Source organism: Paraburkholderia sp. SIMBA_027 (assembly GCF_046535315.1).
GTDB classification, from domain to species: domain Bacteria; phylum Pseudomonadota; class Gammaproteobacteria; order Burkholderiales; family Burkholderiaceae; genus Paraburkholderia; species Paraburkholderia tropica.
In genome coordinates this window covers 1-25,415 of record NZ_JAWRWY010000004.1, presented here as the reverse complement: position 1 = coordinate 25,415, position 25,415 = coordinate 1, and the positions used below count along the sequence as shown (strand labels likewise).

General features: G+C 60.0%; 24 protein-coding genes. 7 read left to right on the top strand and 17 right to left on the bottom strand.

What is annotated here, in order from left to right; all coding sequences use genetic code 11:
- Window positions 1–42: 42 nt before the first annotated feature.
- Complete coding sequence (locus SB764_RS08155) at window positions 43–1,062, bottom strand: ABC transporter substrate-binding protein (RefSeq protein ID WP_176080093.1); 1,020 nt, start codon at window positions 1,060–1,062, stop codon at window positions 43–45.
- Between the two features lie 339 nt (window positions 1,063–1,401).
- Entirely contained in the window at window positions 1,402–2,028 is a 627-nt protein-coding gene (locus SB764_RS08150; RefSeq protein ID WP_065065055.1) for a TetR/AcrR family transcriptional regulator, read from the bottom strand.
- Between the two features lie 201 nt (window positions 2,029–2,229).
- Here SB764_RS08150 and SB764_RS08145 point away from each other — a divergent pair, with 201 nt between their 5' ends.
- Entirely contained in the window at window positions 2,230–2,589 is a 360-nt protein-coding gene (locus SB764_RS08145) for an H-NS family nucleoid-associated regulatory protein (RefSeq protein ID WP_065065054.1), read from the top strand.
- Window positions 2,590–2,751: 162 nt separating this feature from the next.
- Here SB764_RS08145 and SB764_RS08140 read toward each other — a convergent pair whose 3' ends face one another.
- The 10 genes from SB764_RS08140 to SB764_RS08095 all read right to left on the bottom strand — a co-directional run bounded on the left by SB764_RS08140 (window position 2,752) and on the right by SB764_RS08095 (window position 11,426).
- Window positions 2,752–4,416 carry an ABC-F family ATP-binding cassette domain-containing protein gene (locus SB764_RS08140; protein ID WP_065065053.1) on the bottom strand — a complete coding sequence of 555 codons (1,665 nt, stop codon included), beginning with the start codon at window positions 4,414–4,416 and terminating at the stop codon, window positions 2,752–2,754.
- Between the two features lie 114 nt (window positions 4,417–4,530).
- Window positions 4,531–4,863, bottom strand: a complete 333-nt coding sequence (locus tag SB764_RS08135; protein ID WP_074987621.1) for a hypothetical protein — start codon at window positions 4,861–4,863, stop codon at window positions 4,531–4,533.
- Window positions 4,864–5,051: 188 nt separating this feature from the next.
- The gene (locus tag SB764_RS08130; protein ID WP_065065052.1) at window positions 5,052–5,276 is read right to left on the bottom strand and encodes a hypothetical protein; all 225 of its coding nucleotides are present in this window, start codon (window positions 5,274–5,276) and stop codon (window positions 5,052–5,054) included.
- 274 nt (window positions 5,277–5,550) lie between these two features.
- Entirely contained in the window at window positions 5,551–5,754 is a 204-nt protein-coding gene (locus SB764_RS08125; protein ID WP_065065051.1) for a cold-shock protein, read from the bottom strand.
- 259 nt (window positions 5,755–6,013) lie between these two features.
- The gene (rpsU, locus tag SB764_RS08120) at window positions 6,014–6,226 is read right to left on the bottom strand and encodes a 30S ribosomal protein S21 (protein WP_065065050.1); all 213 of its coding nucleotides are present in this window, start codon (window positions 6,224–6,226) and stop codon (window positions 6,014–6,016) included.
- A 209-nt stretch (window positions 6,227–6,435) separates the two neighbouring features.
- The gene (locus tag SB764_RS08115) at window positions 6,436–7,482 is read right to left on the bottom strand and encodes an AI-2E family transporter (protein WP_183717561.1); all 1,047 of its coding nucleotides are present in this window, start codon (window positions 7,480–7,482) and stop codon (window positions 6,436–6,438) included.
- A 60-nt stretch (window positions 7,483–7,542) separates the two neighbouring features.
- Window positions 7,543–8,733: an arginine deiminase gene (locus SB764_RS08110; protein ID WP_208490370.1), complete on the bottom strand. Its 1,191-nt coding sequence runs from the start codon at window positions 8,731–8,733 to the stop codon at window positions 7,543–7,545.
- A 111-nt stretch (window positions 8,734–8,844) separates the two neighbouring features.
- On the bottom strand, window positions 8,845–10,269 hold the full coding sequence (locus SB764_RS08105) for a basic amino acid/polyamine antiporter (protein WP_065065047.1): 1,425 nt from the start codon (window positions 10,267–10,269) through the stop codon (window positions 8,845–8,847).
- 126 nt (window positions 10,270–10,395) lie between these two features.
- A complete protein-coding gene (locus SB764_RS08100; protein ID WP_074987639.1) occupies window positions 10,396–10,833 on the bottom strand; it encodes a hypothetical protein in 438 nt (145 codons plus the stop codon).
- A 272-nt stretch (window positions 10,834–11,105) separates the two neighbouring features.
- Entirely contained in the window at window positions 11,106–11,426 is a 321-nt protein-coding gene (locus SB764_RS08095) for a hypothetical protein (protein WP_321871369.1), read from the bottom strand.
- Between the two features lie 88 nt (window positions 11,427–11,514).
- On the opposite strand from SB764_RS08095, the gene SB764_RS08090 reads away from it, so the two are divergent.
- Both SB764_RS08090 and SB764_RS08085 read left to right on the top strand, forming a co-directional pair.
- Complete coding sequence (locus tag SB764_RS08090; protein ID WP_234774623.1) at window positions 11,515–12,702, top strand: phospholipase A; 1,188 nt, start codon at window positions 11,515–11,517, stop codon at window positions 12,700–12,702.
- An 82-nt stretch (window positions 12,703–12,784) separates the two neighbouring features.
- Window positions 12,785–14,257 (top strand): Na+/H+ antiporter NhaC family protein, encoded by a 1,473-nt coding sequence (locus SB764_RS08085; RefSeq protein ID WP_074987616.1) that lies wholly within the window; start codon window positions 12,785–12,787, stop codon window positions 14,255–14,257.
- Window positions 14,258–14,278: 21 nt separating this feature from the next.
- On the opposite strand, the gene SB764_RS08080 is transcribed toward SB764_RS08085, so the two are convergent.
- Window positions 14,279–15,469 carry a porin gene (locus SB764_RS08080; protein ID WP_410863169.1) on the bottom strand — a complete coding sequence of 397 codons (1,191 nt, stop codon included), beginning with the start codon at window positions 15,467–15,469 and terminating at the stop codon, window positions 14,279–14,281.
- A 252-nt stretch (window positions 15,470–15,721) separates the two neighbouring features.
- Complete coding sequence (locus SB764_RS08075) at window positions 15,722–16,678, bottom strand: cation diffusion facilitator family transporter (protein ID WP_410863167.1); 957 nt, start codon at window positions 16,676–16,678, stop codon at window positions 15,722–15,724.
- 544 nt (window positions 16,679–17,222) lie between these two features.
- On the opposite strand from SB764_RS08075, the gene SB764_RS08070 reads away from it, so the two are divergent.
- The 3 genes from SB764_RS08070 to SB764_RS08060 are packed head-to-tail and all read left to right on the top strand — an operon-like array spanning window position 17,223 to window position 22,751.
- The gene (locus SB764_RS08070) at window positions 17,223–18,188 is read left to right on the top strand and encodes an efflux RND transporter periplasmic adaptor subunit (protein ID WP_410863165.1); all 966 of its coding nucleotides are present in this window, start codon (window positions 17,223–17,225) and stop codon (window positions 18,186–18,188) included.
- Window positions 18,185–21,256 (top strand): efflux RND transporter permease subunit, encoded by a 3,072-nt coding sequence (locus SB764_RS08065; protein ID WP_410863163.1) that lies wholly within the window; start codon window positions 18,185–18,187, stop codon window positions 21,254–21,256. The genes SB764_RS08070 and SB764_RS08065 overlap by 4 nt, the downstream gene beginning before the upstream one ends.
- Window positions 21,180–22,751, top strand: coding sequence for an efflux transporter outer membrane subunit (locus SB764_RS08060; protein ID WP_410863161.1), 1,572 nt, complete (start codon window positions 21,180–21,182; stop codon window positions 22,749–22,751). Before SB764_RS08065 ends, SB764_RS08060 begins: the two co-directional genes overlap by 77 nt.
- A 24-nt stretch (window positions 22,752–22,775) precedes the next feature.
- Here the strand turns inward: SB764_RS08060 and SB764_RS08055 are convergent, their stop codons facing one another.
- Window positions 22,776–23,159 (bottom strand): cupin domain-containing protein, encoded by a 384-nt coding sequence (locus tag SB764_RS08055; protein WP_065065844.1) that lies wholly within the window; start codon window positions 23,157–23,159, stop codon window positions 22,776–22,778.
- Window positions 23,160–23,161: 2 nt separating this feature from the next.
- Entirely contained in the window at window positions 23,162–23,752 is a 591-nt protein-coding gene (locus SB764_RS08050) for a LysE family translocator (RefSeq protein ID WP_065065843.1), read from the bottom strand.
- Window positions 23,753–23,853: 101 nt separating this feature from the next.
- On the opposite strand from SB764_RS08050, the gene SB764_RS08045 reads away from it, so the two are divergent.
- On the top strand, window positions 23,854–24,744 hold the full coding sequence (locus tag SB764_RS08045) for a LysR substrate-binding domain-containing protein (RefSeq protein ID WP_110329895.1): 891 nt from the start codon (window positions 23,854–23,856) through the stop codon (window positions 24,742–24,744).
- Window positions 24,745–24,923: 179 nt separating this feature from the next.
- Here the strand turns inward: SB764_RS08045 and SB764_RS08040 are convergent, their stop codons facing one another.
- Window positions 24,924–25,238, bottom strand: coding sequence for a hypothetical protein (locus SB764_RS08040; protein WP_176079945.1), 315 nt, complete (start codon window positions 25,236–25,238; stop codon window positions 24,924–24,926).
- Window positions 25,239–25,415 lie beyond the last annotated feature (177 nt).

Sequence of the window (25,415 nt, the reverse complement as noted above, 5' to 3'; positions counted from 1 at the left end):
GTGGCGTCAGGCCTCGCGCTGCACCAGCCTGGCGGCGATGGCTTATTGCTGCATGAACTTCAGCCAGCGCGCCTTCGCCTGGATGCCGGCGTCGGACGCCCACCACTCTTCGGACATCAGGGCCTGCTTGGCCGCGTTTTCCGGTGCGCTCGGCAACTCGGCCGCGCGCGCGGCGGAAATCTTGCCGGTCTTGTACGCGGCCGGATTGCCTGGACCGTAATCGATATAGGTCGGCAGATTCGCCTGCAGATCCGGCGACACCGCGACATCGACGAAACGCACGGCGGTCTGAAGATTCGGCGCGTTCTTCAGGATGCACAGCTGCGTGTTCTGCAGGATGCCGTCGTTATAGGTGAACGCGATGTCCGGATTGTCCTTGCGCACGGCGCTCGCGCGGCCATTCCAGATCATCTCCATGTCGACTTCGCCGTCGTGCAGCAACTGCGCGGACTGACCGCCCGAGGTCCACCAGACGGCGATATCCGGCTTGATCTGCTCGAGCTTCTTGAAGGCGCGATCGACGTCGAGCGGATAGAGCTTGTCGCGCGGGACACCGTCGGCGAGCAGGGCCGCTTCGAGCACGGTCTGCGGATCGTTACGCAGCGCGCGCGTGCCGGGGAAACCCTTCACGTTCCAGAAATCGGCCCAATTCTGCGGGACTTTCTTGAGCGTCTTCTTGTTGTAGCCGATGACCGTCGAATAGAACTCGTACGCGACGGAATAGGGCGTGCGATATTTTTCCGGAATCGAGGCGGCGTTCGGCATCTTCGAGAAGTCGAGCTTTTCGATCAGCCCTTCGCGGCCGCCGCGCAGACAGTTCGACGTGGGCGTGTCGATGACGTCCCAGATCGGCTTGCCGGTCGCGCCTTGCGCTTTCACCTGCGGCCACGCGTCGGGGATGCTGTCCTGCGCGATCGTGATGCCGAGTTGCTTTGCCGCCGGATCGAGGATGGCTTTCGTCTGCGCTTCCTGGTACGCCCCGCCTTGCGAGACGAAGGTCATTTTCCCGGCGGCCTGGGCGGAGTGGCTCGCCGTGGCCACGAGCGCGGCGATCGACGTCATTGTTATGGCGACCGGGCGCCAGCTCTGCAGTTTGATCACGACTCTTCCTCGACAGGGTTGAAGGGGAAAGCTTGCCCGGTCGGGCGCGTCGGCTTGAGGGCGCGCCTGACTGGGGGATTCGGGCATCGGGTTGATTCGACTATAGTGAGTCAATTTCGGCGCTACAACGCCGAAATTGTTGGAGCCGGCATAACTTGATGTCATGGCCGGTGGGGCCGGGGAGCGGTCGCTTTCAGGGATTCGCGCTGGGCGTTGGCGCGCGCGTTGAAGCGGCGGTCGGTGTCTTTGATGATGGCGCGACGGCGTGATGTGTGTCGGGCGCCGAGGGTTATCCGCGTATCACTTCGCCGGCGGCGCGGCGGCCAGCAAGCTGCGCAAGAACACCATGATCATGTGCCCGATCGGCGCCTCGGAAAGCAGGGGCCGCTGCAATGCGAGCCCTTGTGAGAGCCCCATGAAGGCCGCGGCCAGGACGGCCGGCGATTCCGGTGGCACCTTCTCCAGTCGGGCGAAGATCTGCGTGATGCAATAGGCCAGACCATCGCGGTGCGCGTTCAGCAGTGCCTCGGAAGCCGTGGCAAAGAGGGGATTGCGACGGCCCTGAAGCTTGAATTCCACGCCCAGCACCGACCACTCCGGCTCGGCGTCGAGCGTCTGCGCCCAGATCTCCAGCGCATTCAATATTTGCTCCGCTGAAGCCGACGGGTCGCCCAGCGCCTGCGCAATGTGAGTGACTTGCGCCTTCGAGCGCTCCCGCATCAATTCCACGAACAGCGCTTCCTTGCTGGCGAAATTCGAATAGAAAGCGCCCTGCGTGTAGCCCGCCTCGGCCGCAATATCCCTGAGCGAGGTGGCGCCGAAGCCTTTTTCGACAAACAACCGTTTCGCCGCTGCAAGCAAATGCGCACGAGTCTGCAATCGACTTTCTTCGCGGCTTCGCCGCGGTGAGGAGGGGGCCGCGTTCATGGCCGCAAGGATATCAGTTGATATTTAAATATCAAATGGATATTATTACATTCGCATATCAACTGATATGTGATCGTAATGATGATACCCGTGCATTTCACCAGGACCTAACGAGCGCGCCTGCAAAGGCAGGGCGCGCGCAATGGCAATAAAACTGGACGTGCGTTGCACCAACCAGGCCATGCAATACGGAAAGAGCGCATGAACAACAAGGTCAGAGTGTTGGAAAAGCAACTCGTGCAACTCAATGAACGCATTACGGCCGCGTGGCAACAGGAGCAGAAAGCCGCGATCGAGCACATTCGCCAGGTCATGAATGTTTTCAACCTGGTGCCGAATCAATTGCGTGTCGATCGGCGCGGCATCTATAACACCAGGCCTGTTCAGATGAAGTATCAGGATCCCGTTACGGGCGCGACCTGGAGCGGTCGCGGTCGCGCACCGTCCTGGATTCGTAATCGGAGCTATCACGACTTTCTGGTGCGGCAGCCCGATGACGCAGAAGCCAATAGCAAAGGCAAATCCAGTCAGTCGAATGCCGATCGGAATAACAGGCGTTGAAATGAGGATAATGCGGAACTCAGCGCACCGATTAATGCTTCCGGTATTCGCATTGCGCTGTGAGACTTACGCGCGCGGGAATGGGTATTTGCCGCGGCGCGTGCGGACACGCGCCGGGCAAGTTCTGGTGAAAGCCCGAGCGCAATCTCGGGCAATCGCTTTTTACGCCGCGTCGGCCTGCTCGCGCATGCGGCGGGCTTCGTCGCGCAGGAACTGCTGGTAATCGTCCAGATCGCCGTCGAAGGGTTCGACGCCGCCCTTGGTGACCAGCCAGAATTCGTCACAGACGGCGCGCAGCAGCGCGCGGTCGTGGCTGACCAGCATCACCGTCCCCTCGAATTCGTTCAACGCCATGGCGAGCGCTTCACGCGTGGCGAGGTCGAGGTGGTTGGTCGGCTCGTCGAGCAGCAGCAGGTTGGGGCGCTGCCACACGATCATGCACAACACGAGCCGCGCCTTTTCGCCGCCGCTCATCGTGCTCACGGCCTGGTGAACCGTATCGCCGCTGAAATTGAAGGTGCCGAGGAAGGTGCGAAGCGATTGCTCGGTGCCGCTCTGGCCGGGCGCGCGCATGTGCGGCGGCGTGTCCCGGGCGAGGCGGATCATGTGTTCCATCGGCGTGTCCTGCGGGCGCAGCACGTCCAGCTCTTGCTGCGCGAAATAGCCGATGTTCAGCCCCTTGCCCTCGCTGATTTCGCCGGCAATCGGCGCGAGCGCGTGCGCCACCGTCTTCACGAGCGTGGACTTGCCCTGGCCGTTCGCGCCGAGAATGCCGATGCGCTGCCCGGCCAGCACGGAGCGATTAATCCCGCGCACGATGACCGTGGGCGGTGTGTCCGGCGCGGCATCCTCCGGCGCGGGGTAACCGAAGCTCGCGTCCAGCATCGACAACAGCGGGTTCGGGACGTTGAGCGGTTCCTTGAACTCGAAGTTGAACTCCGCTTCCGCCAGAACCGGTGCGATCTTCTCCATGCGTTCGAGCGCCTTGACCCGGCTCTGCGCCTGTTTCGCCTTCGAAGCCTTGGCCTTGAAACGGTCGATGAACTTCTGCAGATGGGCGATCTTGTCCGCCTGGCGGGCGAGCGCGGCCTGCTGCAACTCGAGCTGTTCGGCGCGCATGTCTTCGAACTTGCTGTAGTTGCCGCCGTAGCGCACGAGCTTCGCGTTATCGACGTGCACCGTCACCTGCGTCACCGCATCGAGGAATTCGCGGTCATGGCTGATCACGACCAACGTGCCCTGATAGCGCTTGAGCCACGCTTCCAGCCAGACCAGTGCGTCGAGGTCCAGGTGGTTCGTCGGTTCGTCGAGCAGCAGCAGATCGGACGGGCACATCAGCGCGCGTGCCAGCTGGAGTCGCATGCGCCAGCCGCCGGAGAAGCTGTTGACCGGCTGATCGAGCTGCGCGGCCGTGAAGCCCAGACCCAGGATCAGCGCCTGTGCGCGTGCGGGCGCATCGTGTGCGCCGGCGTCGTGCAGGGCCATGTAGGCGTGCGCCATGCGCATGCCGTCGTCGCTGGCCTCGGCGGCGGCGACTTCAGCCTGGGCCGCCAGAAGGGCCGTGTCGCCCTCGACCACGAAGTCGGTTGCGCCCTGTTCGGTCTCCGGCATGTCCTGCGCGACCTGACCCATCCGCCATGCAGCGGGAATCGAGAATTCGCCGCTGTCTTCGTGCAGCGAGCCGTTGAGCAGGCCGAAGAACGACGACTTGCCGGCGCCATTGCGGCCGACAAGACCGATCTTTTCGCCAGGGGTGAAAGTGACGGTGGCGCTGTCGAGCACGACCTTGACGCCGCGGCGCAGCGTGACATTACGGACGGAAATCATAAGAAGCTACTTCGGAGAGGAATGGCATGATAGCCGACCGGGCGAACCATGCCGTTTTTTTTGAGCGCCTGGGCTGTCTGCGCTGTGTGCGATCCAGCCGGCTGCGCGCGTTCCTCAGTCCAAAGTCAGATAGCCGGGTATTTCCGGCAGATATGCGGTTTCAGCCCATTCTGTCTCGACGGCCGAGATGAAATCGCCAGTTTGAAGCGCGGCGGTATCGGCGCCCGCAATCGGGCGTTTTCGCATGGCCTGCCGCAAGATCTGAGGCGCGTGCTCGTAAAAGCGTTCGAGTTGCCGCGCATCCGATGCGTGAGGCGCGAGGTCAAACACGTCCTCGAGCGTCCGGCGGGACAGATGAAAACGCTGAAGCCCGCGAATCACGCGAACCTGAAACACGACCCCGTCACTATTGTGAGGGATTGCAGCCCATACCAGCGCACTGCCCATAACATGCCCCCATTTGGCGACAAACCTGAATCAAGGTCTGTTGCCCCATGATGGCTTTAAAAAAATCCATTTCAAAAATGCGAGCGCCCGATTTGGCATTTTCGCCACACGAAAAGGGTGAGCGTTGATTGCTGATCCGGCGCTCGCGCTCGCTCGGGTGCGAGCGAACGCGTCAGGCCGGCGCGGTTTTATCCGCGCGTATCGACCCAGTTGCGCGCCCAGCGCGTTGAAAATTCCAGCGCCTGTTCTTCGCTCTCGAAGTAATCGAGCGAATAGAACCGGTAGGAGGCTTCGGCTTGCGCGCTGTTAGTGCGTTCGAGAAGCAGATTGGATGAAAAACACCCGTCAGGCAAACGATGTGCGGACGGTTGGACGGCATAGCCGTTGTACTGCTGAGTATGTTTGGTATGCATTTTTAATTCTATTAATGTCTGAATGCGCGCGTGACGTGAGGACGTGCACGGGCGAGCCGATTCAAAGCCATTGCGAGCCGAATCTGAGGCAGACGGAAAGCGAAAAGGCGTAGTCGCCGAAGGGGAGAATGAGGTGCAACGAGGCGTGTGGCGTCGGGCAGGTTGCCGGATATAGCGGCAACTCAATGCGATCGCGCCAACTTAGGGAGACATTGCTCCGCGAGGGTGTCGCTGCAACCCGGCGTCCGTTGTCGGAGGCCGGGTCCTTCAAACTTTACAGCGGCTTGATGTTAGCCGCTTGCAGACCCTTCGGGCCTTGCTTGGTTTCGAAGCTCACCTTCTGGTTTTCAGCGAGCGTCTTGAAGCCGTCGGTCTTGATCTCGGAGAAGTGAGCGAACAGGTCGTCGCCACCCTTGTCCGGGGTGATGAAGCCAAAGCCCTTGCTGTCGTTGAACCACTTAACGGTACCGGTTTCCATGAAAAATCCTTGATGAAAAAAAACGAGAATTCACTCTCATAAAGAGAGTACGTGAAGCGACAAGGAGGGAGAGGACCACGAATACCGCTGAGGAGCGAGCAATTGATGAACAGCAATCGAACTTCTTGACCTTCGGCCGACACACTAACCTTGCAGGTGTGTCAACGTCAAGATCTGATTTGTAACTGTTTTGCCATGCGCCTGTCTGGCGGCTGCCGAATATGGCCCTGAATCTCTGCCTCGCCCGTCGTTGCCTGGGTCAGTAGCGCTTTTTCGGCGGCATCGACCGTTTGATCTGCTTGCGCACGCGCGCGACCGCAGCGGCCTTTTTACGCTTGCGGACCGTAGTCGGCTTTTCATAGGCGGTCCGGGCACGCAGCTCCGGAATCAGGCCAGTGCGCTCGATGGCGCGACGGAAGCGGCGCAGGGCAACGTCCACGGGTTCGTCAGGTTTCAGAATTACAGTAGTCAACGCGTTCCTTTGTTGTGATCCGGCACGATTGAAAAAAGCGACTGGGCGCGATTTCCCTCGACTAGGCAGCGTTCGGGCGGATCGTGGTGAGCATCAGCGACGCTTGTGCTTGCACCTCGCTGCAACGCCAGTGTAACAATTGCTGGCGCTTTTCGGGCGCCTTAAAGGGAAAGTGCTGAGATAGCCGGGTGTAAACCGCTATTCTCGTCCTACCGATGCGCGCCAGGATCGTCCTTGGTCAGCAGGAGCGTAATTGGACGCGTTGCCGGAAACGCGGAAAAGATAATCGTCAGCGCGACGGTGCCGGGAATCGCCAGAAACGAACCCGCGGCTCCCCACATCGCGGTCCATACCGCGAGACTCATCAAAATGACCGCCGGGCTCAGATTCATGGAGCCCGCCATCAACCACGGATCGAGCACATTGCCCATCACGAAGTTAATGGAAGCCAGCACGATCAGAATGGCCAGCGGCTCGCTCCATTGTCCGAACTGCAGGGCGGCGAGCAAACCCGGCAGTACGACGGAAATAAGCGAGCCCGCGTACGGAACGAAATTCAACACGACGATGAGCACGGCGATGAGAGAAGCGAATTCAAGTCCGGCTATCCACATGCAGATCCAGCTCAGCACGCCGACCACGACCCCGAGCAAGGCTTTCAGTGCGAGATAGGTTCCAATCTTGGAGTTGATGGCGTAAATGAGTGGTGCGAGATTGGCTTTTCCGCCCATGACCGTGAAGAGTTTATGCTGAAACCTGCCGATCTCCATCATGAAGAACAGCGTGTAGAGCATGACGAGCAGCGTCGTGGCCAATATCGACGAAATAGAGCCGACCAGCAACGAAATCATCGACTTGATATTGAGGGTGTCGAGAAGAATCCGGCGAAATGTCGTCCACGATGCATCGGTTTCGATATGGAGCAGCGCCGCCATTTTGCCGAGCAGTGCAAGCAAGGTGGCTTCGTATTTCGGACCAACGGCTTCGATTCGCGCGCTGTCGATGAGCAATAGCTCGATCGCGCCGTATGCCGCTGCGAAAATGAGCAAGGCCGAACACCAATAGCGAACGCCTGCGCGCAAATGCGCGCCGAGACGCGGCAGGCGATGCAGCATCTCGGCGAGTCCGTAAATGACATAGCAGGTGATGATCGAGAACGCGATCGGTATCAGAACCGGACGCCCAACGTACAGTACCGCACCGGCAATGAACGTAATGATGCTGATACACGTGGCCGTAATGAGTTCTCGACGCATGCCTTGGGGTGTCGGGGAGTGGGCCAGGGCGGTTGAGCGCGAATGGTGTGACGCGCTGAACTAGAATTCCACCGCATCGCGAATGATCGGACACGTCATGCAATGTCCGCCGCCGCGGCCACGGCCCAGTTCCGCACCGACTATCGTCACGACCTCGATCCCGGCCTTGCGCAGCAGCGTATTCGTGTACGTGTTGCGGTCATACGCAAACACGACGCCGGGCGAGGTGCAAACGAGATTCGCGCCGCTGTCCCACTGCGTGCGTTCGCGTTGATAATCGCTGCCTCCAGCTTCCACCACGCGCATTTTCTTCAATCCCAACGCTTCGGTCACGACTTCCACGAAGGACTTCTTTTCCTGGTGCAATTCCACACCGGCCGGATGATCGCTCGGCCGGTAGGAGAATGTGCGCGTACGTGCCATGAAATCCGGTGCAATCAGGACGCAGTCGCGGTCGGCGAACGTGAATACGGTGTCGAGATGCATGGCCGCGCGGATCTTCGGCATGGCCGCCACGATGACCCGCTCGGCGGCGCCGCGTTTGAACAAGGTCGCCGCGAGCTGGCTGATGGCCTGGCGAGACGTGCGTTCGCTCATGCCGATGAGTACCGTCTTGTTGCCGATCGGCATGACATCGCCACCCTCGAGCGTGGCCAATCCGTGATCTTCGGTTGGATCGCCCCACCACACATTGACCTTGCCCGCGAAGTCAGGATGGAATCGATAAATCGCGGCCGCAAGAATCGTTTCCTCATGGCGCGCGGGCCAATAGAGCGGATTGAGCGTCACGCCGCCGTATATCCAGCAGGTGGTATCGCGCGTATAAAGCGTGTTCGGCAGCGGTGCGAGAAGATATTCCGTTGCGCCCGCCGCTTCGCGTACGACCTTGAGCGCCGCGCCGCCGTGAGCTTCGGGGAAGTCGTGAATCGAGAGGCCGCCTAGCAGGGTTTCGGCCAGTGCGCGATCGTTGAGTCCTTCCAGATAGCTGCGCAATTCGTCGAGAAAACCGAGGCCAACCTGATTGGGAACGATCTGGTTATCGAGGATCCATTTTTTCCCCTCGGGCACGGCGACCGTTTCCGCGAGCAGATTATGCATCTCCACGACTTCCACGCCGCGATCGCGCATCTTCGTGACGAAATCGAAATGATCCCGCTTGGCGTTGTCGACCCAGAGCACATCGTCGAACAGCAGTTCGTCGCAATTGCTGGGCGTGAGGCGGGAGTGTGCGATGCCGGGGGCGCACACCATGACTTTCCTGAGTTGCCCGACTTCCGAATAGACCCCCAGCGGGCTATCGGAATGGGTCGATTTTTCATCAGCAGTTTTAGGCTTTGTCACGTCGATCTCCGCTCGTAATGGCTAGAGTTGAATGGAGCCAGTGGCCATCAGAACAATGCCCGCGATGGCGGCCAGCGTTGCCACGATGAAAATGATCCAGTCGCTTCCGCGAACGAAGACTGGGATGTTCCGTTCTCGCCGCGCCCAGACATAAAGCGCAGTACCCGGTGCATAGAGAATTGCGGACAGCAATATGAAAGTCAGTCCACCCGCGATGATCATGAACACGGTATAGATCACGGCGATCGCCGCGAAAGTCAGGTCGCGATTGCGTTCCTCGGGGCGTATTTCGTAGCTCTCCGAGCGTTTGGCGATCATCAGCCCGTAAGCGGCCACAAAGAGATAGGGAATCAGCGACATCGAACTGGTCAGGTTGAGCATCAGTGCGAAGGCGTCGCTGGAAAAATAGGTGCTGGCGACCAGAAGCTGAATGATGATGTTCGTGATCCAGAGTGCGTTGGCCGGGACGCCATTCGCGTTTTCGCGCGAGAAGAGGGCGGGCATGTCTTCGTTACGCGCTGCGGCAAACATGACTTCCGCGCAGATCAGCGACCACGCCAGATAGGCGCCGAGGACCGAGACAACGAGCCCGATACTCACGAAAATTGCGCCCCACGGACCGACCAGACTTTCGAGCACGGCAGCCATCGAAGGTTGGCGCATGCCGGCCACGTCGCCGCGCGGCAAGATCGCGAACGGCAACATCGAAACGAGCACCATGAGTGCCGTCACCGCGCAAAAACCAAATATCGTCGCGCGGCCCACATCGGCGCGTTCTTTCGCGTAGCGCGAGTACACACTCGCGCCCTCGATGCCGATGAAGACAAAGACGGTCACCAGCATCGTTGCCCGAACCTGCTGGACGATGCTGCCTTCCTGAGCGGCAGCGTGAATGTTCAGCGTGAACATGTCGAGCTTGAACGCGAACACCAGAATGACGATGAAGACGACGATGGGCACGACTTTCGCCACGGTCACGACGGTGTTAATGAACGCCGCCTGCTTGACGCCACGCAGGATCAAAAAATGAAAGAGCCAAATGCCGATCGACGCGACGATGATCGCGACTAACGTGTTGCCATTGCCGAAGATGGGAAAAAAGGCGCCCAGCGTCGATTTGATCAGCACCCAGTACGACACGTTACCGATGCAACTGCCGATCCAGTATCCGAATGCGGAGAGAAAGCCGGGGTAATCGCCAAAGCCGACTTTTGCGTAGACGAACACGCCCGCGTCGAGATTGGGCTTGCGTTCCGCGAGCGCCTGAAAGACCCGTGCGAGCGCATACATGCCGGCACCGGCGATTATCCACGCGATGGCGGCGCCCACCGGCCCTGTTGCGTTTGCAAACGTACGTGGCAACGAGAAGATGCCCGCGCCGATCATGCCGCCGACTACCATGGCGGTCAGCTGCAAGCGACTCATTTTCTGCACGGATTCACTCATCGGAGTCCTCATTGTCTCGTGTTGTAATTCGTCTGGCAGTGCGTCAGGCCGATCAAAATATCGTGTATTTATTTACAAATTCGAATCCGGCGGGTTGTTGTTTTCGATGTTTTAAACAAAGGAAAATTATCGAGTCACGCGGACCGTATGAGAGCCAAATAGCACGCGCACGCGATCGCCTGGTGAAAAAGGTTGGTCCGCATCTTGCGTCACCGCGATTAATTGTCCGGAGTCGAGTCGGACGGAAATCTCCAATCCGGCGCGCCGCGTTGCGTTTGATTCGACCGCATTGCCGGCCATGCCGCCGAGCACAGCACCGCCTATGCCTGCTGCCAGCGAGCCGTTGCCGCGCCCGATCGCACTGCCGGCCGCAATGCCGCCGAGTGCGCCGCCTGCGATCGCGCCTACACCGCTTTGCTGCGGCTGGATGGTAACGGGCCGTACCCATTCGACCACGCCAACCTCGATTACCTGAGCTTGTTGAGCTTGAGACGGCGTGAACGTGCTGGCGGATGTTGGATGCTCGCAGGCAGTCAGAGAAAAAATCGAAGCCGCGCAAACCATGCAAGTCAAGGCAGGCGTTCGCATCATGCTTTCCGATGGTGAGTCAATCACGATGTCTCGCCAGACATCACGCAAGAACGTTGCAAAAGATTAGTCGCTTTGGAATGATCGCGCCAGTCAAGTGTATTGAAATGCCGATGCATCGATAACTATGTTCGCAATCTTTATCGAAAATTGACACCTGATGGCGTTGAAAAAAATTTCTGGATTAAGATGATCTAGACATCGTTCCATAACTTCGAATTCGGAGGTGAAATGGGCGAATTGATTCTTTAAGTGATGCTAATTTCGGTGTTGTTTTTGAGTTGTATCCATACCTGAAAAGGCATGCTGACTTCGTGCCTGTTGCTTGCGAAATGCTTGCGGAACGCCTCGTAGTGGCGTTTGTCGCCGTGATGGCGCAGTTGGATCTTGTGCAGATGTTGACTGATCGACTGGATAGATGTGAGTGCGCAGTGTCCATCGCAGTTTCCATGATAAAGAGGAGGTTGCATGGCACGGGAACCCGCATTTCGCAGGCGACACGGGTTGAGAACAGCACCGCGCACGCGAATGCTACGGCGAATGCTGGCGTGTTCTGCACTTTCCATCACGACATATGCCGGCTACGTGCCAACGACTAGTGCGGCGGTGTCCGTCATGCGACCGCCACGAGAGGCCAGGTCCGACGAGCCGCTCGTCGTGACGATTGTCTATTCCGGCGACGCGCAGACCGGTTCCTCGTTCGATGTGCCGCGTACCTTGCTCATCACGCTCACGAACGGCGAGCAACAGCCGCGGGCGGTTCAGATCACGCGCGAGTCGGGTGCGCCGGAACATGTGAAGCTCGCGGCAGGCGAGATGAAGGCCGTGAGCTATAGCGCGCCGTGGCCGGACTGGGCGCGCGGTGCGGTTCGAGTGGATGTGCCAGGCGTGGACGTGTCGCCTTCGCTGGTTCTGCTGACGCGCAAAGCCAGTGTCGCGGCCAATAGCGCCGCGTCCGGAGCGACGGCAGCGTCTGCCGCGCAAACCGCAACGTCGGCTTCGAACGCGCCCGGCAGCGCGGGGGACAACGACGCCATGGCGGGCAACGAAGCCATGGCAACGCAGATGCCGCCGTCGGCGGTCAAGCCATCGAATGCGGTTATTCCCGATCTCGGCACATTCCTGGCGGGCCGTTTCTCGTTCTACGAGCCCACGTACTTCGCCGACGGCTGGTCATCCGATGAAACCAGTCTGGCCAAATTCCAGATCAGTTTCAAATTCCGCTTTGTTTTACCCGACGATCCGCGCTCGCGCGGCTTCGTCGACAATCTCTACTTTGCCTATACGCAGACGTCCTTGTGGGATATCCGCAAGTATTCCGCGCCGTTCCGCGATACGAGCTACAAGCCCGCGCTGTTTTACTATCTTGCGGACACGGGTTGGAAAGCCAACTGGTTTAGCCGAATGGGCATCGAGACGGGCTATGAGCACGAATCGAACGGTCGGGACGGGCCCGAGTCGCGTGGGATCGACATTCTGTATGTCAAACCGATCTGGGACTTTGGCGACATCCATGCGAATCATTTGACGGTCGCGCCCAAGGTCTATTGGTACGAGCATATTGCCGGAGAGAATTCGGATATTGCCGATTACCGCGGCTATGTCGATCTGTTGATCAAATACGGCAGCCCCGACGGCTGGCAACTCGCAACGACCCTGAGAAAAGGCACGAAATCGACCTACGGCAGCGTCAACGCGGAATTCACCTACCCGTTGGCCAAGCTGTTCGGCAACGCGTGGGGCGGATACCTGTGGGTTGGTTACTTTAATGGCTATGGCGAAGATATTCTCGACTACAACCAGCACCGCTGGGCCGCGCGAATTGGCTTCAGCCTCTCGCGCTAGCGCGAACGTGTCGCGAGAAGCGGGACCCCATGCTGTCGTGGCAGCGTAGGCCGACGCTTACGGCGAGAGAAGGGAGGGTGGCATGAAGCGGCCCGCATCACCGCAACCTTTGTCGTTATTCGAAGCGCTGGTGCCTGTCGTGGCGCTTATTCTGCTCGTTGGTCTCTCCTATTATCTGTTCGGTAATGAAGGCGCAAGCGGGCCAAACCAGGTGGCGCTCGTTGTGGCGGGCATGCTCGCGGTTTTGGTCGGGTGGCGGCGCGGTCATTCGCTCGCCTCGCTGGGCGAGGCCGCCAACGCGAGTATCAGTTCCGGCGTTGGCGCGATACTCATTCTGTTCGCTGTGGGAGCACTGATTGGAACATGGGCGCTCTGCGGCACTATTGTCGCGATGGTGTATTACGGACTGAAACTGCTGAGCCCGGATTACTTTTACGTCACGGCAGCGTCGATCTGCGCGCTGATTTCATTTTGCATCGGCACATCGTGGACCGTTGCAGGAACGATAGGGATTGGCTTGATGGGCATCGCGCAGAGTATGGGACTCAGCACGGCCATCACAGCCGGTGCCGTGATTTCGGGTGCGTATTTTGGCGACAAGTCGTCGCCACTCTCCGATTCCGCGAATCTGGCGGCGGCTGCGGCGGGTGTTGGACTTTACGAGCACGTGCGAGAGACGCTGGTGACTTCGCTTGTCGCGCTCGTCATTACGCTATTTGTATTCTATTGGCTGGGTGAACCGAATCACTTCGATGCCAGTTCGGAAGTCGCGGCCATGCAGAATGCGTTTCATCTTTCCCCTGTGCTGTTTGCGCCACTCATTCTGGTTGTGCTGCTGACACTGCTCAGACTGCCGCCCTTTACGACGATTTTCCTTGGCGCACTGGCCGGCGGTGTCGTGGCCGCCGTGGTCGCGCCAGGGCGAGTGATCACATTCGCGGCGGCACGCGAGGGCGTGCCGAACTGGATCGCCGTGATCAAAGGCATCTGGCTTGCCATCGCAAGCGGCTACAAATCGACAACCGGCGAACCGGTGATCGACGCGCTCCTCACGCGCGGTGGCATGGATAGCATGTTGAGTACGATCTGGCTGATCATCGCCGCGCTGGGATTTGGCGGCGTGGTGGAGAAATGCGGCGTCATCGAACGACTCATCGCGCCCGTGGTCAGTTGGGCCAAAGGCCGTGGTGCATTGGTGGCCTCCGTGGTTGCAGCCACGATTGCCACGAACGTGGTGGCGGCAGACCAGTTCATTGCCGTCGTCCTGCCTGCGAGAATGTTCAAGAACGCGTTTGCTGCACGTGGCTATGCGCCTACTGTGCTATCGCGGTCGGTGGGCGACTCGGCCACTACGACGGGGGCATTGATACCCTGGAACAGTTGCGGGGCGTATATGGCCGCGACGCTTGGCGTATCGACGTTCGTCTACGGTCCTTACGCGGTGTTTTGCATGCTCAGTCCGATCATCACCATAGCGTTTGCGTATGCTGGCATCCGCATGCCGCGTACTTCTCACGCGGCCACGGAAGCGTCGGAAAACGAGGCGTCTGAGTGACATGCGCATCGATCATTCAACCTAGAATCGATGTCGAATACCGAAGCTCACCAGTATCTGGTTATCGGTGCTCGCCTGGTTTCCATAGGAACCTATGGATGCGGTTGCCGGGACGAGGCCGCCACCCGTACCGCCTTGCGATGGCACACGCTGATCGCCGGCCGCATGCTGCCAGGCACCCACGAGGTACAGATCGGTTCGTTTCGACAGCGCGTAGTCGCCGCCCAGCGACACCTGGTTATACGTCGCCGATGCATCGCCCGTTGCGCGGACATAGGCATAACCGACGCCGATCAGACTCGCAGGCGTGATCTGATAGCCGAGGAAAGCGCGACCGATGTTGTATCGCTGCGTATTCTGGAAAGCTGAAGCGGCGTCAGGCTTGTATTGCGCGTTGCTGTAGCTGATGTTGCCCGTGAATTGTCCGTCTTCATACTGAAATGCCACGGACGCAATGCCAATCGATTTGGCCGTGACGTAGGCGCTGTTGATGCCCGCAGAGTCTGGAAATCCTGAGTTGAACGTGGCTGCCCCGGTCGTTCCGCCCCATCCGGTGCGCGGTATCGACGAGGACAGGTTGTCGGTGTGAAAGTAGCCCGCCGCCATGCTGAATGGACCGCCCGAGTAACCGGCTGCGGCCGACCACGATTGCCCGGATCCGGTCGATCCCGCCTGGCCGCCCAGCGCATACACGCCCTCGATTTGCACGCCATAGAATTTCGGCGAGACGTACTTGATCGAGTTATCGACACGGAAACTGTTGTCGTTATTATCGACGTCGCCGGGCGTCGCGAAGGGGGCGCCGAAATATCCGTCACCGGTCAGCGGTTGAATCATATCGACGAGCGGATCGTATTGCCGTCCCGCGGTCACGGTCCCCCATGTTTCCGCGCTCAGCCCGACATAAGCTTCGCGACCAAAAAGACGGCCGCCCTGGCCGAGTTTTCCGGTGTTGATGTCAAAGCCGTTTTCCAACTGGAATATGGCCTGAAGACCGCCGCCGAGATCCTCATTGCCTTTCAGACCGAACCGGTTTCCTTGAAGATTTCCGCCGAACATTTGCCAGAGGTGACCGCCGGACGGTGTGGCATTGCTGACATATTGAACCGATTGATCGAGCAAGCCGTAGAGCGTGACGCTGCTTTGAGCGCTGGCACTGCTTGCGGCGCCAAGGAGCGCCAGGGAAACGGTGCAAACGGGCATTGACCTCATCGTGTCTCCTTTGTCACGTCGCTGTGCCACCACGCGATGCCCTGCCATACGGTTGGTTATGCCAGCGAGCGCTTGTCAGGTTGAGTGTCGAAGAACAACATTCGCATACGTGACATCTCAAATCGATGTCGCATTGACAGGTTTCAGCGTATTTCATGTTGATTTGGATGACTAATAAATGTTCAGAATAAAGAGTGAATTCTGAAAATTATGACGCTTTTTCCCAACATGAATTGAATCAGGCGGTCGAGATCAATCCGGCTCCCGACCGTCTTCCCATCGTGGATCGGCGGTGATCTGTATGGTTAGACGGTTTTCTATTGGAATCGACCCCAGCGACTTCCATATCTGCTCCCGCAGGCGGTCCTGCGCGCCAATGTCGCGCAACGTCGACAGGGCATCGACAAGCATATTGATCTCGACGAAATTACGTCTTCCCGCCTGGACGACATGGGTGTAATGGCGAATGATGCCGAAATCGCGACTGATGTCGTCGAGCATGGTTTCAATGCCCAGACGCGGATTGTTCTCATCCGGAGTCATGTGCAGCAATTCAGCAAAGCTGCTGCGAATGATTTTCACAGGAACAAGGAGGAAGAGCAGCGACAAGCCCGTTGTCATGAAGCTGTCGACGTACGGGTACCATTGATCACGCATCCCCGCCGGCAGCACTGAATACACAACGAAGCCGAGCAGCGTGGCCGCACTGAACGCGAACTTCATGATCCATTTGAAACTGTCAGTCTTCAAGAGTTTGGAGTTAATCCGTCTGGCTGTTGCTTTTTTGTAAACGACCATCGCGAAACAGACCACGCAGCTCGCGACGCTAAACCAGATAACGCCACGCGCGTCGATCGCATGACCGCCCGAGCGAATGCCCTCTATGCCGTTCACGAGGCCGTAGACGCAGACAATCAACATCATCAGGCCGTTGATACCGTTCACGAGCGGCTCCAGAAACCAGAATCCATACTGAAACCGGTCCGTCGCGGGACGGTTGACGAGCGATGCCGCCATCCACCCCAAGGCAGAACTCACGAAATTGAGCAGATAAAAAATCGCGGTCAGGATCAGCGTGTCGGACTGCACGAAAAAGCCGTAGCCGACGTTGGAGACGAAGCCCAGGCAAACCACGTACATCGACACCTTCATGGCGCGCTGTTCGGCCGTCGCCAGTTGGGATCGTTTCAGGGCGGAGCGGATGGACATGGAGTTTTTCCATACCAGGAGGCGCATCGAGACGGGAGAGTCATCGTGAGCGATTCGTTAGGATACGTTTGCGGGAAATGGCAATAACACGGCGGACTCGTGAGTTTTGAATTTCCACTTCACCTATTTTTTATCGGTTCAACCGCGTGAGCAATGCCGCGCGAGTTCGACGGTCTGATCATAATCGCTATTTAAACGTGTCGATGCGCAGATTGCCACGCGTCGCGTATGAAACTCGTTTTTAAATATTCAGCTATGCTCGCCTCAAATCGGATCGCGTACTTTTCGCACTCGATTCATTCAGCGACGTTCACGAACGTTTCTGCGTCGCTGATCATGTGTTGAATAGGTATTGGGCAATGTCACTGAGAGGGGACGGATGAGCATCGTGGATGCCTGTTCACACTCGAATTCCGGTGCCAACGCAACGGCCGGTCGTTCTGCGCGTGTGCGCGGTCGCGAGGTCTGCTCTCTCGTGTTGCTCGTTTTCATGTTGGGGGCGTGCGGAAAGCCCACACCCAGTGAACAGGCGAACCAGCCGCGCATGGTGGAAATCGCGCCCGTGGGTGAGAGCGGAGCAAGTGAGTTGCGCGTGTTTTCCGGGCAAGTCGAAGCCACCAACGTTTCCGCGCTCGCCTTTGAAGTATCGGGCCGCGTGGTGCAGATTGCGGTGCTCGACGGCGCGCGCGTCACGCAGGGCCAGTTGCTTGCCCGCATCGACGACGAGCCTTACCGCCTTCAACTGCAACGTGCGGACGCGCAATATCAGCAGCTCGCCGACGACCTCAAGCGCAAGGCAGCGTTGCGTGACGAAAACATTCTCTCCGGCGCGGCGTACGATCAACTCAAAGCCGCCGTGGAAATGGCGCGGGCCCAGCGCGATCTCGCGAGCCGCGACTTACGCAATACCCGACTGCTGGCGCCGTTCGACGGACGGATTGCACGGCGCACGATCGAAGCGCAGCAGATTGCGCAAGCCGGCGCACCGGTGTTTCAACTGGAAGCGCGATCGCGCCTCGAAGTCGGCGTGGCGCTGCCGCAGAATATCGCCGACTCACTGCCGTTCGATCGCACATTGAGCGCCGAGGCATGGCCGCCCGACCGGCCCTCGGCAATCTTTCCGCTCGTCTATCGCGAGCACTCGACGCTCACGACACCCGGCGGCAGCGTGTATCGTCTGTTGTTTTCACTCGCGCGACCGGACAACCTCAATCTTCTGCCGGGCATGGCGCTGCGTGTGCGCGTTCGCGTTCCCGCTTCGGCCACCACGCAATCCGCGCTCGTCGTGCCGGTCAACGCACTGGTCGTTAGCGGCGACGCTAGCCGCGCGGTCTGGAAATACGACACGACGAGTCATCGCGTGACGCGCACTGCCGTGGCGTTGCGCGAGATTCGCGGAGACGATGCCGTCGTGACCGGCGCGTTGCAGGTGGGCGATCAAGTCGTGGCAGGCGGAGCCCAATTCGTTACCGAAGGCGAAGAAGTCCGTCCGATGGAAACGAATCCATGAACCTGGCGCGCACGCTAATCGAGAGGCCGCTAATCGCATGGATTATCGCGTTGGTGTCGTTGATCGGCGGGATCATTGCGTATATCGACATTGGGCGGCTGGAAGATCCGAAATTCACGATCAAGACGGCCGTGGTGGTTACGCTTTATCCGGGCGCGAGCGCCAAACAAGTCGAAAGCGAGGTGACCGATCGCATCGAAAGCGCCGTGCAGCAACTGGAGCAGGTGGATTTTATTCGTTCGCGTTCGATGGCGGGTTATTCCGAAGTGCGTATTCAGATTCGCGATCAGTACATGTCGAATCAATTGCAGCAGATCTGGGAGCAATTGCGGCGGCAGATTGGCGACCTCACGCCACGACTGCCGCCAGGCGCAGGTCCGCCAATCGTGCTGGACCGTTTCGGCGACGTGTACGGTCTTTTCTACGCTATTACCGGCAAAGGTTATTCACAGGCGCAGTTGTTCGATTACGCGCGCGAATTGCGCAAGGACCTGCTCACGTTGCCGGATGTCGCCGATATCGTAATTGCGGGTAATCAGCAGCAACAGGTGACGATCACGGCCGACCAGTCACTGCTTGTCGCCAACAATCTTTCGTCGGACGACATTGCTCAGGCGCTGGGCGTGCAAAACGAGGTTCGCAGCGCGGGGCGCGAGCGTGTCGGCGACCAGTTGATCCGTATTTCGCCGACCGGCACGCTCGACACGCTGGCGTCGGTGCGCGCATTGCCGGTCGGCACGACGCCGGGCGAATTGCTGCTCGGCGACGTGTCCCGCGTGAATTTCGGCTACGCGAGCATACCCACGCAGGCGATTCGCTATAACGGGCAGGATGCGCTGACGATCGGGATCAGCGCGCGCTCGGGCGTCAACGTCGTGAAGGTCGGCGACGAGGTGAAAGAAAAGCTGAAGGAACTCGAACGGGTCCGGCCGTTAGGCATCGAATTGCACGTGCTTTACGACCAGCCCGATTCCGTCGATGCCGCCGTGCGCGGGTTCGTGCTGGATGTGATGCTCTCGGTCGGCATCGTGACGGTCGCGCTCGGTATCGGGCTGGGATGGCGCGCCGGTGTCGTGCTTGGCATCGAATTGTTCTTGTCGATTCTCGGCACGCTCTTTGTCATGTATGCGGCGGGTATTGAATTGCAGCGCATTTCGCTCGGCGCACTGATCATCGTGATGGGCATGCTGACCGACAATTCGATTGTGGTGTGCGAGGGTATGCTCGTCCGCGTTCAAAGAGGACTTTCGCACATCGAGGCCGCAGCGGAAGTGCTCAAACAAGGGCAATGGTTGCTGCTTGCATCCACGGTCGTCGGCATTCTCGCGTTTTCCGGCATTGGCATGTCGCCCGATGCGGTAGGGGAGTTTTGCGCATCGCTTTTCGCGGTCGCGGCCATTTCGCTGCTATTTAGCTGGGTGATTGCCATCGCACTGACGCCGCTGCTCGGTTTTTATTTTTTCAAACGAGGCGAAGGCGAACAGAAGAATCCGTTCGACACGCGGCTGTATCGGCAATACGGGCGGCTATTGGGCTGGGTCGAACGCAGGCGACTCTGGGTCATCGGCTCGATGGTCGTGTTGCTGGTCGTTTGCATCTGGGGTTTTCGGTTCGTCGAGCAGAGTTTCTTTCCGGCGTCGACCAATCCGATTTTCTATGTCGATATGCGTTTGCCGCGCGGCGCCGATATTCGCACCGTGATGGAACGAACACGAGGTCCGGAAAAACTGTTGCTCGCGCAACCCGGTGTGGAGAGTGTCGGAACGTATATTGGCGGCGGCGCGACGCGATTCATTCTGGTCTACGATCCGGAGACGCAGGACCCGTCGTATGCGCAATTCATCGTGACAGTCGATGACGCCGCGCGTATCGACACCCTGATTCCGACGCTCGATCACGACTTGCGCAAACAGTTTCCCGACGTGAACTGGTCCGTCACGCGCCCGAACTTCGGTCCTTCCAGCGGGCTGCCGATTCAGGCGCGCTTTCTCGGTCCCGATCCTGCCGTGCTACGCAAACTGGGCGCGCAGGCGCAGGCCGTATTGCGTAAAGACGGTGGCCTGCAATCGATCAGCAACGATTGGGAAAACCGCGTCAACGTCGTGCGTCCCGTGTTCGACGATACGCGGGCGCGCTCGCTCGGCGTGACGCGGCGGCAACTCAACGACACGTTCGCGTATGCGACGGAAGGCCTGCGCGTGGGCCTGTTTCGCGACGAGGATCTGCTGCTGCCCATCGTGCTCAACGAGCCGCCCGGCATGGGTGGCATCGAGCGTCTGCAGGGGTTGCAGGTGTACAGCCTCGGCCAGCGCCGCTATGTGCCGATGGCGGACGTGCTCGGCGGTGTCACGTATGGCACGGAAGACGGTGTGATCGCCCGGCGCGACCGAATCCGCACGCTCACGGTGTCGGCGGGCACGCGCTATGGCGAGAACAGCGTGGCCGCCTTCGACCGTGTGCGCGCGCCCATCGAGGCGATCGCGCTGCCGCCCGGTTACGAACTTGAATGGGGCGGCGAATACGAGTCGTCGAACAAAGCGAAAGAGAGTTTATTCACGCAATTGCCAATTGGTTTTGCAGGCATGTTGTTACTCGTTCTTTTTATGTTCGGTCGCCTGAAACCCGCGTTGATCGTGCTGCTGGTCGTGCCCATGTCGATCTGCGGCGTGACGATCGGCCTGCTCGCGTTTCGTGGCGCATTCGGTTTCATGTCGCTGCTCGGCTTGCTCAGTCTCATCGGCATGCTGATCAAGAACGGCGTCGTGCTTGTCGATGAAATCGATCTTCAGATCGCGTCCGGTGTGCCGCGCATGCGTGCCGTCATCGACGGTTCGAAGAGTCGGTTGCGACCGGTGGCGCTCGCGGCCGGCACGACGATACTCGGCATGGTGCCACTGCTTTGGGATCCTTTTTTCAAGGACATGGCGATTACGATGATGGCCGGCCTCGCGTTCGCAACGGTGCTGACGATGGCCGCGGTGCCCGCGCTTTATGTCGTGTTCTTCTCGATCCGCAGCGACGAGACGGAGCCGGGCGCGGCCGACGGAGAACGTCATGAGGCCACGTGAATTCGCTGTGCGCCGTAGCTGTAAGGCGTCGATCTGCGCTGTCGCTTTCACGATCGTGTCCGCGCTTTGCGCATGCAATGGACCGTTGAAGCTCGATCACCCGCCCGCGATGCCCGCCGGTTTCGAGCAGCAACAGAACGCTGCGGAAGCGAACGCGCAGCAATCGATCGACGAAACCAGACTCGTGAACTGGTGGACCCAGTTCGATGACCCGGCGCTCAATGCGCTGATCGAACGAGCGCTGAAAAACAATTACGATCTCCGGCTCGCCGCCGCCCGCGTCGACGATGCGCGCTCCAATATTCTGGCCGCGCGCTCGGCGTTGCTGCCGAGCGTGGGCGTCGGGGTCGAGGCGGCGAAATATCACGGTGGCGAAACCCAGCTCGAATTCGCGCAGTTTCTGGGTGTCAACGATCTCGACGCGCAATTCTGGCGCGTCGGATTGCAGACGCAATGGGAGATCGACGTATTCGGGCGTGGCCGCGCGAGGCTGGCCGCCGCGCGTGCGATGACGTTGGCGGCGGCAGGCGACGCACAGGCCGCGCGGCTAGCGGTCGTCGCGACGGTGGCCGACGCGTATATGACTTACCGCGGCCTGATCGTGCAGCGTCGGCTGATCGAGCAGAGCCGCGCAATTGCCGAAGACTTCGTCGTGATCGCGCAGCACAGTTTCGTCGCGGGCGTCGTGCTGAGTACGGATATCGATGCCGCGCGCGCCGCCCTGGCGCAAATTCAGGCGCGCGAACAGGAAGTCGATCGTGCGCTCGTGAGCGCGCGTCTGTCGATCGAGCAGATCTGCGCGGCGCAGCCCGGTGAACTCGCGAGTGTGCTCGACGAAACCACTGAGCTGCCGCAAGCGTTGCCGGCTATCGCGCCGGGACAGCCGGTCGATCTGCTGGAGCGGCGTCCGGATCTGATTGCGGCACGCGATCGTCTGTTTGCCGCCGTGCGTCAGTCGGATGTCGCGCGCCTGAATTACTGGCCGACGTTTTCATTGAGCGCCGTGCTCGCGCGCAACGGATGGGAAATCGCGGGACAGTCGCTCGGGCCGAGCACACTCTGGTTGTTCGGCGCGGCCGCCATGATGCCGCTGATCGATTTCGGCGCGCGCGAGTCGCGCGTTCAGGCCACCGATGCGCAGGCGCGCGCGGCGGAACTGGCCTACGAAAAAGCAGCGCAGGGCGCGCTTTTCGACGTCGAGCAGGCGCTCGCGCGGCTCTCGCGGCAAGCGCAGTTGCGCGACGCGCGCACGAACGAAGTCGCACAACGCCGCACGATTCTGCGCAAGACGCAAACGCAGTTGCGCGTGGGCGAAGTGGGGCGCATGGATCTCGATCGCGCGCAACTCGCGCTCGTGGACAGCGAAGCCGCGCTCGTGCGTGAGCAGGTGGGCGAGTTGAGCGCGCAAATTGCGCTCTTCAGGGCGATGGGCGGAGGCTGGGAACGCACGGGCACACCGTTGGCGCTTTCGCCTTCCGCAGGCGCGATCTGGTAACGCTGGACGCGATGTGCGATGCGGTCAACGCAATTGCGCGTCGATGGTCTTCGTCAGCGGTGAATTCACGTCGCCGGTGTGTTTGGTCTGCACGGGTTCGATCAGCACGATCCAGCATTCCTCGTCGGCGACGGGATTGTGCAAGGTGCCGCGCGGCACGACATGCATCGAACCGGCGGGCAGATCCACTACGCGCCCGCCTTCATATTCGATCTTCAGATGCCCGCGTAAGACGTAAAACAGTTCGTCTTCGTGAGTGTGGTCGTGCCACACGAGTTGACCGCGTACCTTGGCGACTTTCACGTATTGATCGTTGACCTGGGCGACGACTTTCGGCGACCAGTATTCGGATACGCCGGCGAACGCGTGTTCGAGATCGAACGATTCGGCGAAGGGAAGGGAAGTCATCGTTATCTCCATGCGGGAATGATGGATGCGGCCAGCAACGCGCCCATCGCAAGATTCAGAATGCGCCAATGACGCGGCGTGCGAAAGAGCCGCGCGAGCAGCACGCCGAGCGCGCACCACAGCGCGAGCGACAGACAGGCGGCGGTGCCGAACGACGCGCCAAGCAGCATCGCAAGCCGGTTCGGATTGCTGGCGAGCAGCGCGAAAGACGCCGCCGCGCTCACCGTCATCGCCCAGCTTTTCGGGTTCAGAAGCAGCAGGACGAAGCCGCCGGCGAGCGTGATCGGGCGCGCGGGACCGGCGCCGCCGACCGGCGGAGCGCTGCGCGCGATGCGCCACGCGAGCCATAGCAAATACGCGGAGCCGATTGCCTTCACCGCCGCCTGCAGCGATGGCAGCGCGATCAGCAGGCCGCCCAGCCCGAGTCCGGCGACGGCGGCCAATAACGCGAGGCTCATCGCGATGCCGAATATCAGCGGAATCGAGCGCACGAAGCCGAAGCGCGCGCCCGATGCGGTGGCGAGCGTGGTGGCGCCGCCGGGCGTCACGGTCGCGACGGCGACAAACAGGAGAAGCGGCAGGATCGAGGTCATCGGCGCAGGTTCACGTGGTAAAGACCTGCACTGTACGGACCGCCGACACATCAGCAAAGGCAATAATTCTGATGTGATCCATTACGCGGCATAATGCGTGAATGAGCCGAAATCTCGACATCGATCTGATCCGCACCTTTGTGACCGTCGCCGACAGCGGCAGCATGACGGTCGCCGCGAATCTGCTGCATATGACGCAAGGCGCCGTGAGCCAGCAGGTGAAGCGTCTTGAAGACCTGCTCGATTGTCTGCTGTTCGTGCGCAAGGCGCGCAAGCTGGAACTGTCGCGCCATGGCGAGCAGTTTCTGGTGAAGGCGCGTCAGTTGCTCAGGCTGAACGACGAAATCTGGGCGGACATGACCGGCCGTTCGCTCGCCGGAAGCCTGCGTGTGGGCGTGCCTTACGATCTCGTCACGCCGCTCGCGCCCGCGATGAAGGCGTTCGCCGAGGCCTATCCGCAAGTGGAGATCTCGCTGGTGTGCGCGGCGTCGCCGGAGTTGAGCGAGGCGGTGAAGAACGGGCGCGTGGACGTGTCGCTGGTCGAATACGTGGCGAGCGAAGCCGAGGGCGAAGTGGTGCGGATCGAGCCGCTGGTGTGGGTCGCGGGTCAGCGCAGCGACGCCTGGCAGAAGCGTCCGCTGCCGCTCTCGATGGTGGACGAGCGTTGCGCGTTTCGTCCTGTAGTGCTCGGCGCGCTTGCGGATCAAGGCATTGCGTGGCGCACCGTGTTCGAGAGCGGCAACATCGAGGCGACGGCCGCCACGGTGCGCGCGGGACTCGCCATCACGGCGTGGCTCGTCTCCACCGTGCCCGCTGATCTGGAGACGCTTGCGCCTCACGCGGCGGGTTTGCCCGCGCTACCGCCATTCGCGATCTGCCTGCAATTACCCGCGACGGTGAAGCCAACGGCGCAGGAATTCGCGCGCTATGTGCGCGAATCGATGTCGACGGATGCAGTCGGCACACACGGACGTCTGGCGAAAATCGCGTGAAGGGGCGCGTTTGTGCGATCAATATGGCGTGACTCGTCGACGCGTGGTTGAGTGTCGATTGATTCATTGAGCTATTGAATCCACGATCCGTTCGCGACACTTGATCGAATCGACCGAGCGTCGCTTTCTCGCCTGAGTGCAGGCCGCCGCGCGTCATTGATTGATGACGCGCTTCGACGTTAATCCACCTTGTTGGCCTGCTCCTTTGCAAGCAGACGTTGCGCCTGCCTGTCGCCCCGGTTGGCTTCCTGCGCGGTTTGCACCGATGTTTCCGTGGCCTCGGCAAATGCGGCGCGCGCGAGGCTGCTGATATTCACCGTGTAGGAAGCCGATGGCGTCGAACTTTGCGTCGACTTGCCGGACTGCGTTTGCGATTGCGCCTGTGTCGTGGCAGTCGTTTGCGAGGCGCTTGCCGCTTGCTTCTGCGTTCCGGCACTCGTGGTTGCCGCTGCGCTTACGCTTGCGGGTTGGCTGGAAACGGCGGGGATGGTCATAGAAGAATCTCCAGAAAGAAAAGAAAACCGCGTACTGCGCCCGGTTTATCGGAAGATCTTTCAAACTCTTAAGAAGTATTTATTTTCCGGTAATGAGTTTCCTTAGAGCGTGTTAGGCACTTGCGGCCAGACCTGGTATCCTGGCCAGATGGCAAAACGCAGACCCTACCCGACGGA

What these genes read in the sequence shown, in the direction of transcription:
- SB764_RS08050 (WP_065065843.1), bottom strand. Translation starts at nt 23,752, where the DNA reads ATGACCTCGATCCTGCCGCTTCTCCTGTTTGTCGCCGTCGCGACCGTG.
- SB764_RS08135 (WP_074987621.1), bottom strand. Translation starts at nt 4,863, where the DNA reads ATGGGCAGTGCGCTGGTATGGGCTGCAATCCCTCACAATAGTGACGGG.
- SB764_RS08110 (WP_208490370.1), bottom strand. Translation starts at nt 8,733, where the DNA reads ATGGTGTGCGCCCCCGGCATCGCACACTCCCGCCTCACGCCCAGCAAT.
- SB764_RS08115 (WP_183717561.1), bottom strand. Translation starts at nt 7,482, where the DNA reads ATGCGTCGAGAACTCATTACGGCCACGTGTATCAGCATCATTACGTTC.
- SB764_RS08070 (WP_410863165.1), top strand. Translation starts at nt 17,223, where the DNA reads ATGGTGGAAATCGCGCCCGTGGGTGAGAGCGGAGCAAGTGAGTTGCGC.
- SB764_RS08150 (WP_065065055.1), bottom strand. Translation starts at nt 2,028, where the DNA reads ATGAACGCGGCCCCCTCCTCACCGCGGCGAAGCCGCGAAGAAAGTCGA.
- SB764_RS08065 (WP_410863163.1), top strand. Translation starts at nt 18,185, where the DNA reads ATGAACCTGGCGCGCACGCTAATCGAGAGGCCGCTAATCGCATGGATT.
- SB764_RS08040 (WP_176079945.1), bottom strand. Translation starts at nt 25,238, where the DNA reads ATGACCATCCCCGCCGTTTCCAGCCAACCCGCAAGCGTAAGCGCAGCG.
- SB764_RS08055 (WP_065065844.1), bottom strand. Translation starts at nt 23,159, where the DNA reads ATGACTTCCCTTCCCTTCGCCGAATCGTTCGATCTCGAACACGCGTTC.
- SB764_RS08060 (WP_410863161.1), top strand. Translation starts at nt 21,180, where the DNA reads ATGTCGTGTTCTTCTCGATCCGCAGCGACGAGACGGAGCCGGGCGCGG.
- SB764_RS08100 (WP_074987639.1), bottom strand. Translation starts at nt 10,833, where the DNA reads ATGGTTTGCGCGGCTTCGATTTTTTCTCTGACTGCCTGCGAGCATCCA.
- SB764_RS08130 (WP_065065052.1), bottom strand. Translation starts at nt 5,276, where the DNA reads ATGCATACCAAACATACTCAGCAGTACAACGGCTATGCCGTCCAACCG.
- SB764_RS08075 (WP_410863167.1), bottom strand. Translation starts at nt 16,678, where the DNA reads ATGTCCATCCGCTCCGCCCTGAAACGATCCCAACTGGCGACGGCCGAA.
- SB764_RS08125 (WP_065065051.1), bottom strand. Translation starts at nt 5,754, where the DNA reads ATGGAAACCGGTACCGTTAAGTGGTTCAACGACAGCAAGGGCTTTGGC.
- SB764_RS08105 (WP_065065047.1), bottom strand. Translation starts at nt 10,269, where the DNA reads ATGAGTGAATCCGTGCAGAAAATGAGTCGCTTGCAGCTGACCGCCATG.
- SB764_RS08145 (WP_065065054.1), top strand. Translation starts at nt 2,230, where the DNA reads ATGAACAACAAGGTCAGAGTGTTGGAAAAGCAACTCGTGCAACTCAAT.
- SB764_RS08140 (WP_065065053.1), bottom strand. Translation starts at nt 4,416, where the DNA reads ATGATTTCCGTCCGTAATGTCACGCTGCGCCGCGGCGTCAAGGTCGTG.
- SB764_RS08045 (WP_110329895.1), top strand. Translation starts at nt 23,854, where the DNA reads ATGAGCCGAAATCTCGACATCGATCTGATCCGCACCTTTGTGACCGTC.
- SB764_RS08080 (WP_410863169.1), bottom strand. Translation starts at nt 15,469, where the DNA reads ATGAGGTCAATGCCCGTTTGCACCGTTTCCCTGGCGCTCCTTGGCGCC.
- SB764_RS08085 (WP_074987616.1), top strand. Translation starts at nt 12,785, where the DNA reads ATGAAGCGGCCCGCATCACCGCAACCTTTGTCGTTATTCGAAGCGCTG.
- SB764_RS08155 (WP_176080093.1), bottom strand. Translation starts at nt 1,062, where the DNA reads ATGACGTCGATCGCCGCGCTCGTGGCCACGGCGAGCCACTCCGCCCAG.